The organism is Saccharopolyspora antimicrobica, assembly GCF_003635025.1.
Taxonomy (GTDB): domain Bacteria; phylum Actinomycetota; class Actinomycetes; order Mycobacteriales; family Pseudonocardiaceae; genus Saccharopolyspora; species Saccharopolyspora antimicrobica.
This window is the reverse complement of the sequence record NZ_RBXX01000002.1, coordinates 7257736-7270783: the sequence shown is the minus strand read 5'-3', so window position 1 is coordinate 7270783 and position 13048 is coordinate 7257736. Positions and strand designations below refer to the sequence as shown.

Annotated in this window: 12 protein-coding genes; 3 read left to right on the top strand and 9 right to left on the bottom strand. The window is 71.3% G+C overall.

Annotated elements, in window-relative coordinates; all coding sequences use genetic code 11:
- Nucleotides 1-117: 117 nt before the first annotated feature.
- From ATL45_RS34460 to ATL45_RS34450, 3 genes are all read right to left on the bottom strand, one after another.
- Nucleotides 118-996, bottom strand: a complete 879-nt coding sequence (locus tag ATL45_RS34460; protein ID WP_093146898.1) for a S1 family peptidase — start codon at nt 994-996, stop codon at nt 118-120.
- A 317-nt stretch (nt 997-1313) separates the two neighbouring features.
- Nucleotides 1314-2645, bottom strand: a complete 1332-nt coding sequence (locus tag ATL45_RS34455) for a PA0049 family protein (RefSeq protein WP_246025719.1) — start codon at nt 2643-2645, stop codon at nt 1314-1316.
- 120 nt (nt 2646-2765) lie between these two features.
- Nucleotides 2766-3674: an SDR family oxidoreductase gene (locus ATL45_RS34450; protein WP_246025718.1), complete on the bottom strand. Its 909-nt coding sequence runs from the start codon at nt 3672-3674 to the stop codon at nt 2766-2768.
- A gap of 34 nt (nt 3675-3708) precedes the next feature.
- Between ATL45_RS34450 and ATL45_RS34445 the strand changes: the two genes are divergently transcribed.
- Nucleotides 3709-4302, top strand: a complete 594-nt coding sequence (locus ATL45_RS34445; RefSeq protein ID WP_170210424.1) for a TetR/AcrR family transcriptional regulator — start codon at nt 3709-3711, stop codon at nt 4300-4302.
- A 799-nt stretch (nt 4303-5101) separates the two neighbouring features.
- Here ATL45_RS34445 and ATL45_RS34435 read toward each other — a convergent pair.
- From ATL45_RS34435 to ATL45_RS34420, 4 genes are all read right to left on the bottom strand, one after another.
- On the bottom strand, nt 5102-5941 hold the full coding sequence (locus ATL45_RS34435) for a polysaccharide lyase family protein (RefSeq protein WP_093146896.1): 840 nt from the start codon (nt 5939-5941) through the stop codon (nt 5102-5104).
- Between the two features lie 7 nt (nt 5942-5948).
- Nucleotides 5949-7490 carry an alkaline phosphatase D family protein gene (locus ATL45_RS34430; RefSeq protein ID WP_093146895.1) on the bottom strand — a complete coding sequence of 514 codons (1542 nt, stop codon included), beginning with the start codon at nt 7488-7490 and terminating at the stop codon, nt 5949-5951.
- 184 nt (nt 7491-7674) lie between these two features.
- Entirely contained in the window at nt 7675-8739 is a 1065-nt protein-coding gene (locus ATL45_RS34425) for a hypothetical protein (RefSeq protein ID WP_093146894.1), read from the bottom strand.
- A 189-nt stretch (nt 8740-8928) separates the two neighbouring features.
- Entirely contained in the window at nt 8929-9189 is a 261-nt protein-coding gene (locus tag ATL45_RS34420; protein ID WP_093146893.1) for a GlsB/YeaQ/YmgE family stress response membrane protein, read from the bottom strand.
- Nucleotides 9190-9424: 235 nt separating this feature from the next.
- Here ATL45_RS34420 and ATL45_RS34415 point away from each other — a divergent pair, with 235 nt between their 5' ends.
- Nucleotides 9425-9829: a DUF6292 family protein gene (locus ATL45_RS34415; protein ID WP_093146892.1), complete on the top strand. Its 405-nt coding sequence runs from the start codon at nt 9425-9427 to the stop codon at nt 9827-9829.
- 164 nt (nt 9830-9993) lie between these two features.
- Here the strand turns inward: ATL45_RS34415 and ATL45_RS34410 are convergent, their stop codons facing one another.
- Nucleotides 9994-11088: an AI-2E family transporter gene (locus ATL45_RS34410; protein ID WP_246025717.1), complete on the bottom strand. Its 1095-nt coding sequence runs from the start codon at nt 11086-11088 to the stop codon at nt 9994-9996.
- 68 nt (nt 11089-11156) lie between these two features.
- Nucleotides 11157-12041 carry a class I SAM-dependent methyltransferase gene (locus ATL45_RS34405; RefSeq protein ID WP_093147707.1) on the bottom strand — a complete coding sequence of 295 codons (885 nt, stop codon included), beginning with the start codon at nt 12039-12041 and terminating at the stop codon, nt 11157-11159.
- Nucleotides 12042-12156: 115 nt separating this feature from the next.
- On the opposite strand from ATL45_RS34405, the gene ATL45_RS34400 reads away from it, so the two are divergent.
- Nucleotides 12157-12996: a PhzF family phenazine biosynthesis protein gene (locus ATL45_RS34400; protein WP_093146891.1), complete on the top strand. Its 840-nt coding sequence runs from the start codon at nt 12157-12159 to the stop codon at nt 12994-12996.
- Nucleotides 12997-13048 lie beyond the last annotated feature (52 nt).

The following is a 13048-nucleotide window of genomic DNA, read 5'->3' as shown; positions in this document are numbered from 1 at the left end:
GATTGGTCTGGTCGTCGACCGGAGCATAACCGCTGGCCCGGCGCGAGGTGCCGGGCCGACTATGGCGCCCATCACGCCCGGTCCGGGCCCTGCCCGCGGGCAGGGCCCGGAGGCGGATCAGGCGATCACGCCGTCGATCCAGCCGCGGAAGTGGCCGACACCGGTGTAGATGTCGGGGGACTCACCGCAGACGGAACCGACGCCGCGGCTGTCCAGGCCGGCCAGCTCCCAGCCGTCCTCCTCCCGGGTCAGCAGCGGCGAACCGGAGTCGCCGCCGCACGGGCCGCGGACGCCCTCCGGGTTGTCGGTGCAGACGTCGCCGCCGCGGATGCCCCACGCGTCGTCACCCGCGTCCGCCACGCACTTCGGCGTGGTCGGCGGGATGACGGTGGTGTCCAGCTGCTGGAGCTGGGTCGGCAGCTTGCTCGGGTCGCCCTTGTCCTCGTTGGCGATGTAACCCCAGCCGATCTGGCGCACATCGGTGCCCGGCTCGGTCAGCTCGGTCGCCATCCGCACGGGCTCCTGGTCGCTGGGCGCGTCCAGGCGCATCAGCGCGATGTCGTTGCCCTCGGAGCGGTCGGGGAACGCCTGGTAGTCCGGGTGCACCACGATCTCCTGGATCTTGGCCACGCTGCCGCCGGTGGTCCGGTCGGTGCTGCCGATCCGCACGTGGAACATCGCCGGGTCCAGCACGACGGGCTTGCCGTCGGGGGAGTCCTGCGTGACGCAGTGCGCCGCGGTGACGACCCACTCGGGGCTGATCAGCGCGCCACCGCACCGGTGGGAGTCCGGGTTCCCGTCGCGCTCGTACTGCAACGAGGTCATGAACGAGTAGGTCTGATCGGCCGGGGAGCCGCCGATGATGTAGGGCGTGACGCCGCCCTGCGGCTCATCGGCGTGCGCCGTGCCGAAGCTCGCGAGCGCGCCGACCGCGGCCACCGCCGCCACCGCCGCGGTGCGCTTGCGCGCCCGCGGCGCCCGTAATTTCTCGACCATTGCTGGTGTCCTCCATCGTCACCTGCCCGAAGATCACGAGCATTGTTGATCAAGGTAACCCACCCCACCGACACCCGGAGCCGGATTCCCGGCGCAGGGCCGCGACCTGAAATTCGCGAAACAGGCGAAATGGCAACGAGTTTTGGCGAGTTCGCCTGACTGGTGTACTTGAGCGAGGCTGAACGGCCCAACTGCCTCACCGGCCACCCGGCGCACTACGCTGGGGTGATTGCGCCGGTTCTTCGCGGCGCGGTCCTTCCCGGTGTCCACAGTGGATGACTGGTGCCGGGCCGGTGCGCGGCCCCGGCACCGTCTCGCTACATCGTCGGGGCGGGGACTCGACCGGTGTGGTCGCGCGGAGTCTTCGCCACCTTCACCGCCGGGTCGCCGGCTTCGGCCGTGGCCGCTACTTCGACGATCGTCCTGACCTGGGCGACGATGTCCTGCAGGTTCCGGGTGAAGACGGGGTCGACCACGTTCTCGGCGTTGTCCGGGGCGAAGGTCAGCACCGGCGTGTGGACGTGGCCGCCGCGCAGGTCCGCTCCGACAGCGTCGCGCAGCAGGGTCGTGCGGTAGGCGATCTCGTTGGACAGGTAGCTGCCCCCGCCGCCCGCACGGGCCGCCGAGCCCGGTGTCGGGCCGTCGGGGCGCACCACGGGTTCGGTTTCGCCTGCCGGGATCTCGGTGACCTCGGTGTTGTGGAAGACCGGGTAGCGGCCGGTGTCGGCGTTGACGATGGCGGCGTAGGGCTGGGTGGAGGGCACGAACTCCGGCGCCGGTTCGACGGTCGGGACGCCCGGCGGGATCTCGGCGACGCCGTCGCGCCGCTCGTCGTTGTTGTCCACGCCGGTGTGCCAGCGGCCGTTCCACTGCTCGATGTCGAACTGCTCCGGGCGGCCCTGGCTGACGGTGGCGAACAGGTCGACCTGGTCGCGGCCGGGCCGCAGGTGCGGTAGGAAGGTCTGCTCGACCATGCCCTGCTCGAAGGGCTTCCACAGCACCGGGAACATCGCCGTCTCGACGCGGACCGGCCCGGACCCGGTGTTCAGCACGAGCCCGTCCAGGGCCAGCGCGGAGGCGCCGGAGGGGTTGCTGCGGCGGATGTCGCCGTTGAGCTGGAACGGGTCGAAACCGCTGACCAGCACGCGCTTGATGCCCTCGCCACGGGGGAACTGCACGGAGGTCTGCCCGCGCGAATGCCGTTCCAGACTCCACAACAGCTGGTCGCGCTGCTCGTCGTCGAGCGGGAACGACGGTGTCCACTGGCGCAGCGCGGCGGTCATGCCCAGCCTCGCCCAGTACAGCGGGCGGTCGTCGGCCGTGGGCAGGTCACCGGTGGTGTCCCGGCCTTGGGCGCGGGCCACCGCCCGCTCCCAGAGCTGCTCGCCGCTGGAGCTGATCAGCCGTTCGGCGGCGGCCAGGTCGCCCGCCTCGCACAGCGCGGCGCCGAACGCCGGGGCGATGTCGGCGAAACCGCTCCTGGCCAGCAGTTCCTGCGGAACGGGCTGGGGGAGCCGCTGCTCCTCGACGCTCAGCGGGCGGGACGGGTCGGTGCAGCTCGGTGCCGCCTGCGACGCGACGGGGCTGAGCAGAGCCAGGGTTGCCGAGGCGAGCGTGCACGCGATGCTGCGGCGGACCGTTGGACGCACGTAGTCCTCCTTGGTGCGGTTGGCGCGAAGAACACATTCGACCGCACCGCACCCGCCGGAGACCAGCCCCCGGCCCCAACTGGTCAGTCCACACCGGACTCCGGTCCTAGAACTGGAGTTTCATGTCGTGGTGGTCTTCGGGTAGTGCGGGCGGAGGCCGGCCACGAGGATGCGGTCGAGCATCCGGTCAGGTAGCACCCGCGACAAGCGTGTGATCAGGGCCGCGTCACGGCCGATGGTGTAGCGGGCGCGCGGCTTTCCGGCGGTTACGGCCTTCGCGATCACACGGGCCGCGTCGTCGGCGGGCGTGCCACCTGGGGTGTGGGCGGCGGAATGCGCGTTGATCGCCTGGATCAGCCTTCCGTAGCGGTCACGCTGTTCCGGTGACATGGCAGCGGCCACCCGGTTCGTGGCGGCGATCACCCGGTCCGCCATCTCCGTGCGGACCGCTCCAGGCTCGACGACGACCACCCGCACGCCCAGCGGCGCCAGTTCCCGGCGCAGCGAGTCGCTGACCGCCTCGAGGGCGAACTTCGTGCTCGCATAGGGGCCGTAGGTGGCCATGGCGACCTTTCCGCCGACCGAGCTGACGTTGACCACTCGGCCCGAGTGGCGCAGCAGCGCGGGCAGCAGCGCCTGGGTGACGGCGATGTGACCGAAGAGGTTGACCTCGAACTGCCGGCGCCACTCGCTCAACGGCAGGGTCTCGACGGGGGCGTTGATTTGGATGGCGGCATTGTTCACCAGCGCCCGCAACGCACCTGCCTTCGAGTCATCGTCGAAGCGGGAGGCCAGCCGCGCGATGTGGTCGGCCTGGGTGATGTCGAGGATGACCGGCTCGACGCCCGGGGCACGGAGCGCGTCGGCGTCACGATCGCGGCGGACGCCGGCGAGGACGTGGAATCCCCGGCGGGCCAGCTCGCGTGCGGACGCCGCGCCGATCCCGGTCGAGGCTCCGGTCACGACGACGCAGGCCCGCGTTTCCGACGACATTTCAGATGACATTGTCACCTGAGCGACGGTAGGCATCTCAGATGACGGTGTCAACTGTATGGTGATGCACATGGTCAGCCGTGTGGAATCCGCTGCCGCAACGCGACGCGCCCTGCTGGATGCGGCCGCCGATCTGCTGGACAGCGGCGGTCCAGACGCGGTGACGTTGCGCGCGGTCGGGGCCCGTGCGGGGGTCACCCGCGGGGCGCCGTACCGGCACTTCCCCGACAAGGACAGCCTGCTGACCACCATCGCAGCCGAGGCCTTGGATCAGCTCGCGGATCAGGCGCAGCTCGTGCGCGCCGATCCGCGGTTGCCCCCGGCCGACACGCTGCACCGCGCGCTGGAGGCGCTGATGACGATCGGCCGCCGACGGCCGCACCTGTACCGGCTGATGTTCGCCTCTCCATCCGGCGCCGCGGCCGCGGTCCACGCGGCGGCCCAGGCGGCCAACCGCGCCATGGACGAGTTCCTCGCCATCGTCGGCGATCTGGTTGGCGCACAGCACGCCCGGCGATTTGCGGCGCTTCTGCTTACCAGCGCGCACGGGATCACGGATATGGAGGTCAACGGGCACCTGTCCGCGGACAAGTGGCACATTACGGCCGAGGAACTCGTCTCGACCCTGGTGTCCATGATCCACCGGCACGTCCGCAACGGGTAGCCTTGCGGGGAGCGGCACCACACGCCCCATCGGCACGCGAGCACCGCCAGGCGAGCGGGTTACTCGCCCGTCTCGTCGAGGATTACGACCTCGAACCGTTCGACGCAGCCAGCCAATCTCACTGACGTGTCCCAGCTTTCGCGCTACCCGACGTCCGATCAGACAGTGGTCACCTGCGCACGGAAGTGGTGAAGTGCGCGGGAAACCTACAGGGACGAATCTCACTGCGATGTCGCATACGACATCCGTGCGACATCGCTTCTGAGATTACGACATCCGAGAGTCAATTGCCGTGCTGCGTCCCCTTGAAGCTGCGGTCTACGGCCGGTATGGCCACGGCCCTGCCACGCAGGGAACCAAATCCGGTGTGACAAGCGTGCCATGGTCTTTCGTCCCGGAACTGATTTCGGAGACCGGTCCGTCCGGCTCGTCGATCGTGCTCAGGCACTCGCACTGAGCGAGAAGGTGTATGACGAGGTCGGAGCAGGCTCTGCTGGCTGACCCGACCGAGGAGAAAGCCACTGGAGCGTCCGGCTTTTCGACGAGCCGTACCGGCTTCCGACCCCAACTCGCACGGCGCTGCTGCTCATGTCGGCCTTCGCAGCACGTGACCCGCGCTCAACGGACGAGACAGAACGGCAGTGAGTTCCTGGGTCCAGAGCAAGTGCAGGATCCCCGCCCGGACAAGAGGTTCAGCCCATCCGCGCTGTCGCCAGTTCTCCGGTTCGATCCCGCGGAGGCCGACCCGGCCACCGATCCAGATCGATCCCACACCGGCCGATCCGACCACGATCGGTTCTCACCGGCGGGCGAACACCCCGATCGCGTCGTAGGCGATCCAGGAACCGTCGTCCTTGTGCAGGTCGATGGTGTTCTCCCCGACCCGGAAGACCTGCGGGAGGCGCATCTCCAGGTAGGACGGCTTCAGCGGGGAGCCGGGCAGCGTGCTGTCGCCCTGGGTGGAGCCCTTGGTCGCCCCGTTCTCGAAGCGCAGCCGGTCGACCGGGGTGCCGTTGATGCTCAGCACCACCGAACCCGCCTTGGACGCGTGGCTGTCGATGAGCCACACCGCGAGGTCGGAACCGTTGACCGGGAGCTCGGAGAGCTCGAAGCGCAGCCGGAACCGGTGGTCGCGGCGACCGGCCCAGCCGTCGGCCGGACCGGGCTGGAGGTAGCACCAGCCGGTTCGCGGGTCGTCGACGCCGGCCCGGAAGTCCACCCCGTTCGGGAAAGCGGTCGGGTAGTCGGCGTAACCGCCGGGGGACAGGGCGAGTTCCAGGCCCTTGCCGTCGAAATCACCGACCACGGCCAGCGGGATCCCCGACCGGCTCACCGACTCGCGGCTGGTCACGGTGACCGCGCGGCTCGGCCGGCTGCGCGCACCGGCGGCGTCGACGGTCACCACGCGGTAGGTCCACTGCTGCGCGGCGCCGCCGAGGCCGTTGTGCTGGAAGTGCGGGTAGACGGTCTTCAGCAGCAAGGTCTCCGGGGACACCGCGACGTCGGGGCCGGGCGCGCCGTGCACCGCGTAGTGGTCGACGACGGTCTGCCACGGTGCGGGTTCCCAGTCGACGACGATGCGGGCGAGTTCGCCCCGGCCGCGCAAACCGGTGGCAGCGGGCGGAGGTGCGGTGGGCATCGCGGGGTCAGGCCTTCCTGTGCAGACCGGGGTTGCCGGCCGGGGTGCTGAAGCGGGCGACGGTCTGGGCGGGTGCGTTCGCGTCGGCCTCGATCCACGGCACGACCTTGAAGTCCGACACCAGCTCGTCCGGGGTGAGCCTGCACCGCACGTAGCCGCGGCGGCCGTCGTAGAGCTTGACGTACGGGTGCTGCAGCCAGTCCTCGGTGTAGTTGTCGGTCGGTGCGCCGTCACCGTCTGAGGCGACCGAGGTGCAGATCAGCTCCACGCCGACGGTGCTCGAGCCCGCATCGGCGAAGTCGGCCTTGAGCTCGGCGGCGACGTGCTTGTGGATGTCGCCGGTGAGCACCACCGGGTTGCTGGTGCGCTGCATCGCCTCGATGAGTCGCCGCCGCGCCGCCGGGTAGCCGTCCCACTGGTCGACGCGGTCCTCGGTGATCGCGGCGACCGTGACGCCGTTGGCCAGGAAGTTCCACGCCGCCGGGGAACCCGCCATCCCGTCGTAGAGCCACGCCTCCTGCTCGCGGCCCAGCATCGTGCGCGCTTCGGCGTGCTGTTCGGCGGAGTCGGCGGGGACCGGGTCGCGGTACTGCCGGGTGTCCAGGACGTTGAACCGCGCCAGCGATCCGACGTCGAAGCGCCGGTGCACCCGGCTGTCCGGGCCCTCCGGCAGCGCACTCAGCGACAGCGGCAGGTGCTCGTAGAAGGCGCGGTAGGCGACCGCGCGCCGGTGCCGGAAGTGCACCGGGGAGATGCCGTACTCCGACTGGTCCGCGTTGTAGTTGTTCTGCACCTCGTGGTCGTCCCAGGTCACCAGCCACGGCGCTGCGGCGTGGCTGGCCTGCAGGTGCGGATCGGTCTTGAACAGCGCGTAGCGCAGCCGGTACTGCTCCAGCGTCTCGATCTCGACCCGGTGCTCCGGGCCGAGCTCGGGCGCCCCGCGCCGCAGCAGGTTGCCCGAGGTGATCCCGTACTCGTAGATGTAGTCCCCGAGGAACAGCACCGCGTCCAGGCCCTCGCCCGCCATGTGCCGGTGCGCCGAGAAGTGGCCGTGGTACCAGGCCTGGCAGGAGGCCGTCGCGAAGTCGAACGAGGCCACCCGGGCACCGGGCGCGGGCAGCGTCCGGGTGCGGCCGGTGGGGCTCAGCTGGTTGCCGGCGCGGAAGCGGTAGAAGTACTCGCGGCCCGGCTGCAGCCCGCCGACCTCCGGGTGCACGGCGTGCGCGAGCTCCGGCGAGGCGATCACCGTGCCGCGCCGGGCGATCCGCGTGAACCGCTCGTCCTCGGCGACCTCGTACTGCACCGGCACCTGCCGCAGCGGCATGCCGCCGTGGCCGTCGGCGGCCAGCGGTCGCGGGGCCAGCCGGGTCCAGAGCACGACCGCGTCGGGCCGGGGATCGCCCGAGGCCACACCGAGGCTGAAGGTGCCGTCGGGCAGCGGTCGGCCGGGCGTGGCACCGGCTGCCCCGGGCGCGGAGATGCCCAGGGCCACCGCCGCCGAGGTCACCCCGGCGAGTTGCAGGAACGTGCGCCGGTCCGTCGTGGTCATGGTGCTCCGATCAGGGGTGTGGCAACGCGCGCCAGCTTGATCGACCGGAGCGGCCGGCAGGTGAAGGGCAGGTGGATCGGACCGGTACGACCGGCGACCGGTTGATCGAGTTGCGACGCCGTTGTCCTCCGTGCAACCGGTCCGGTTGCACGGAGGAGCGCCCCCGGCTAAGCCGCCGGTGTGGTCACCTGACGCCGGCCGGGAGTCGGCTCGTCTGCGCGAGGTGCTCGGCGAGTTCGAGGTTGAGGCGCGTTTGCTCCGCGGTGCGGCGGCCGTGGCCGCAGGCTGCGCCGACACCGGCCACGGCCTGGCCGAGCGCGGCTTCGGTGTGGCGCAGCGCTCGGGCGGACAGCTCCGGGTTTCCTTCGTCCACGCAGCCCGCGATCACCTCGACACCGCGGGCGAGATCGCGCAGCGGCACGTAGGCCGAGGCCGACGCGGGCGGCGGCTGGTCGCCGTGGGCCATCGGGATGTGCATGGCGGGCACCGGGAACCCGACCGTTCGCAGCCGCGCCGCCAGCGCGTTGATCACCTGCACCGCCGGGCGCAGCCCGGAAGGCTGGAACAGCGCGCGGTGGCCGAGGTCCCCGTAGCACAGGTGCAGCGTCCAGCGCGCCGATCGCGGGGCGGCGGTGATGATCCTGGCCAGCTGGTGCGCGAGCAGTCGTGCCGTGGCCGGACGGGCGGCGGTCGGCACCCGGTGCAGCGCGCAGAGGGCCGCCGGTGACTCCAGCTGGAAGGTCACTTCGGTGCTGTGGCGCTGCGAGATGCGGACGACCTCGGAGATGATCATCTGTTCGAAAACCGCGTGCACGCGAGGCATCTGCGCCATGCCCACGGTGAAGATGGCTAGGTCCAAAGAGGACGGAACGCTGATCTGGACGGGCAGGTCGGCGCCGACTTCGCGTCGCGCGGCGACGGCGGCGACGGCCTCGCGCGGGCGGCCCAGCGCGATGTCGTCGACGGTCAGCCGGCGCCCGCCGCGAACCCGGTAGAGCGGCATCGCGGTGTAGCAGCTGCCGTCGCCGGGCTTGGCGACCTCCAGCCCCGGTGAGCCGGCGCGCGAGAGCAGGTAGTCGATGATCCAGTTCGGGTCCACGTCGCAGGGCAGCGCGCTGAACTGGGCGGATCCGGCGTGGTCGAGCACCCAGCGCATGCCCGCGGCGACGTCGGGAGCGAGGCTGCGCGGCAGCGAACCGGCCAGGTGGACGCGGCGCCGGGGTTCGGAACGGGGAAACGGGGGTGCCATGGAGATCTCCGGGAAGCGGCTGGGCCTGACGAGGTCGGCACGGGATGGGCATCGCGCGTGGCTCAGGTCGGATCGCGACCGGCGGTGATGATCGTGTGCGCCCAACTCTGGCAGATCCCGCGCGGTGGTGCAGGTTTTCGCTTCCCGGAACCGGTACGTTGCGCCCGTTCGGCTGACGGCGGCGGGCGGTCAGGCGTGACTTCGGTGGAAGATCAGCCGGTAGATCAGCAGCAGGATGAGCGAGCCGACGATCGCCCAGACGAAGCTCATCAGGTTGAAGCCGCTGATCCCGGTGCCGGAGACCTGCGACCCGATCCAGCCGCCGAGGAATCCGCCGACGATGCCGATCAGGATGGTCACGATGATGCCGCCGGGGTCGCGCCCGGGGAGGATGAACTTGGCGATCGCACCGGCGATCAGGCCGAACACGATCCAGCTGAGGATCCCCATGGTGGTACTCCCTTCTGGCCGTACGTTGCTCCGTTGACTACCCGCGGTTCGCCCGTCGCATGCCCCGGACGGGCACCTCGGTTGCGGATGGGATGCGGGGGTGCTGCTGTTGCGGGTGAGGCAGGGCCCGCACCGGCAGGTCCACAGCGGACGGTTCACGCCATCGGTACGTCTGCGCCGCGTTCGGCGTGGATACCCGTGAAGAGCGAGGTCCGAGCACCGAGGGGGGACGGGAATGGACACGAGGAGCCCGGCGGCCAGCGGCCTGGTCGACTACATCCGGTCCGTGGCGGATGCGCTGGGGGACGACGTGACGGAAGTCGACGTCGACTTCGACGACGGGCTGGCGACCGCGATCATCCTGGTGCGCTCGCACGTGCCGACGCTGCTGGAGTTCCCGCTGCTGCTGACCTGGGACGAGGTCAGCGGCTGGGCGCTGCGGGTGGAGACCGACGGCACCGGGGACACCACCGCGCTGGAGTTCCTGGGCGGCGACATCCTGCCGCACCCGCAGGTGGTGCGGGAGTTCCTCGGCGACGCGGTCTGCGGCCGCAGCCCGGGCTTGGTCCTGCCCCCCGCGTTTCGCACGCCGAACGCGGGCGACGAGCTGGAGCACCGGCTGGCGCAGTTCCGCGCCTGAGAGCTGTCCGCGCTCGGGTGAGCGGCGGTAGCCGCTTCGGGTGCGGATGCAGGGTGACCAGGTTTTCCGGCGAGGACGGCCCTGTATCGGGCATCAGTGGCACCCGCAGTCGGGGAAGTGCTCAGGTGGCGACCACACGCGCACAACGGCCGGTTCGAACCGGGTCAGGGCTGCTGTCCGTTCGTGCTGGGGCCTGGCGGAACGCGCGAGTCGGCTACCAGGGACCGCACGACGGTGTTGGCCGTCGCCACCAGCGGGACGGCCAGCACCGCCCCGCCCACCCCGGCGATGGTGAAGCCCGAAGCGACGCTGAGCACCACGGCCAGCGGGTGCAGCCTCACGGCGTGCCCGAGCAGCAGCGGCTGCAGCACGTGGCCTTCCAGCTGCATCACGCACACCACCACGGCCAGCAGGATCAGCGCCGTGACGAACCCGTTCGCGGCCAGCGCGACCAGCACCGCCAGACCACCGGTCACCACCGCGCCGACGTAGGGCACGAAGGCGCCCAGGAAGATCAGCACGGCCAGCACGAACGGCAGCGGCACGCCGAGCACGACGGCTCCGATGCCGATCAGCGCCGCGTCGGTGAACGCAACCGCCGCCGTCGCCCGGACGTAGGCCACCAGCGTCGCGAAGCCGCGTCGCCCGGCCGCGTGCACCCGGTCGCGGACGGGTCGCGGCATCGTCGCGTGGACCGCGAACGACCAGATCCGGCCGCCGTCGCGGAGGAAGAAGAACAGGGTGAACAACCCGAGCAGCATCCCGGCCAGGAGCCGCAGCAGCGTGCCGGTGGTGGCCAGCGCGGTCGTGGGCAGCCCGCCCCGGTCGATCCGCAGCGCCTGCGTGAGCTGCTGGAACACCTCGTTGAGCTGCTGCTGGTTCAGGCTCAGCGGCCCGCGGATCAGCCAGCTGCGGATCTGCTCGACGCTGGCGGCCAGCTGTTCGGTCAGCCCGGCCAGCCCGGCCACCAGCGTGTTGATCACCACCGCCAGCACCGCGCCGAGCGCGCAGAGCCCGCCGACCAGCACGAGCACGGAGGCCAGCGTGCGGTGGACTCCCTTGCGCACCAGCCAGTTCACCGCCGGGGCCATCAGCGCGGTGAGCAGCGCGGCCACCGCGACCGACATGACCTCGCCGTACAGCGCGTCGAACACCCGCCACGCCACCCACAGCACGGCGCCCAGCACGAGCAGGCGCCACCCGACCGCGGCCGCGACGCGCAAACCGCGGGGAACGCCGTCCGCACCGGATTCACCCACAGCTGGTGGTTGGCCCGCCGCGCTGATCGCCAAACGCGCGGCCCTGTCCGTCCACTGTGGCCCGGCCGTCAGCTCCGCTGGAAGTGCCAGATCATCATCGCCGGCATGCCCTTGCTGGCCGCGCGGGTCGCCTCCGGCACCATCCCGGCCAGCGACCACGGCCAGAAGTCCCACGGCCCCGGCTCCGTCGGCGCCGGGCCGGACGGGACGGGCTGGTCGGGCAGCTCCGGTTCGTCGTAGCCGCGCAGCTGCAGGCCCAGCGGGAGCGCGGTGCGCAGGTAGTCGCCGATCTCGTGGCGGTGGCTGACCAGCCGGCCCGGTCGGCCCTCCGCATCGCGCACCGGCGGGACCGAGCCGAACATCACCCGGCCCGGGTGCAGGTCCGAGATCACCAGGTGCCCACCGGGGCGCAGCACCCGGGCGAACTCGGCGAACACCGGTTCCAGCGACGGGACGTGCGTCAACGCCAGCGCGCAGACGACCAGATCGGCCGCGGCGTCGCCGACCGGCAGCCCGGTGAGCTCGCCGGTGGAGAACTCCCCCGCGGGGACGCGCTCGCGCGCCCGCGCGAGCATCTCCGGTGAGCTGTCCACGCCGATCACCCGGTGGCCGCGCCCGGCCAGGATCTCGGCGAACCGGCCGGTCCCGCACGCGGCGTCCACCGCGACACCGGCGGGCAGCTCGTCGAGGATCGCACCGACCGCGGGCTCGTCGAAGTCGAACGCCGAGTTGCGGCCGTCGTCGTAGGTCCGCGACCAGGTCCGGTAGCCGGTCACCGAGTCCACCCGCTCGACGTCCACCGCCGCGTCCGCCAGCGACTCGTCGTCGAGCAACCGCCGGATCTCGGCGATCCGCTCGGCCACGAACTCCTTGTCGTGCTCCCCGGTGAAGCTGCGCAGCAGCGCCACCCCCTCAAGCCCCAGCAGGTACGCCAAGGGGTGCTCGTAGATCATGGCCGGACACTAGCGACCGCGGTTGCGGGCGGGCCACCGAATTTCCGCCGGTATCCGGTCGGTCGCGATTGGACCTTGCCCGACCACCCGGGTCGCTTGCGACGATGGAGCCGTGATGACATCCATTCGCCGCCCCTTCGTCCAGGTCGACGTGTTCGGATCGGGCCCGTGCAGCGGAAATGCGCTCGCCGTGGTGCTGGCCGCCGAAGGGCTCAGCGATGGGGAGATGCAGCGGTTCGCGCGGTGGACCAACCTCTCCGAGACGACGTTCCTGCTGCCGCCGACGCGGCCGGAGGCCGACTACCGGGTGCGGATCTTCACCGGATCGGGCGAGCTGCCCTTCGCCGGGCACCCCACGCTCGGCAGCTGCCACGCCTGGCTTTCCCAGCAGCCGAACCCGGTCGGCCCGCGGATCGTCCAGGAGTGCGCGGCCGGGCTCATCGAACTGCGCGCGGACGGCGGGCAGTACGCCTTCGCCGCACCGCCTCTGCTCCGCCAGGGCCCGGTCGACGAGCAGCTGCGCGAGCAGCTCGCGCGCGGACTCGGACTCGCGCCGGGGCAGCTGCGCGATGCCCAGTGGGTCGATAACGGGCCGGGCTGGGTGGCGGTCCTGCTCGGCAGCGCGGGAGAGGTGCTGCGAGTGCCCACCCCACCCGCGACGCTCCCGCCGCTGGGCGTGGTGGGGCCCTGCCCGCCGGGCGCTGCGCACCAGTTCGAGGTGCGCGGGTTCTTCCCCGGTGGCGGCCAGATGTTCGAGGACCCGGTCACGGGCAGTCTCAACGCGGGCATCGCGCAGTGGCTCATCGACACCGGCCGCGCCCCCGCGCACTACGTCGCGAGGCAGGGCACGGTGGTGGGAGCCGACGGCCGGGTGTCGATCGACCGCGACGACGACGGCACCACCTGGGTCGGCGGCGCGGCGGTCACCTGCATCGAGGGCGAGGTCAGCATCTGAACACCTGTTGAGTGCTTGTTCCTCGGGTGGTCGCTTTGCGTAGGCGGTCCAA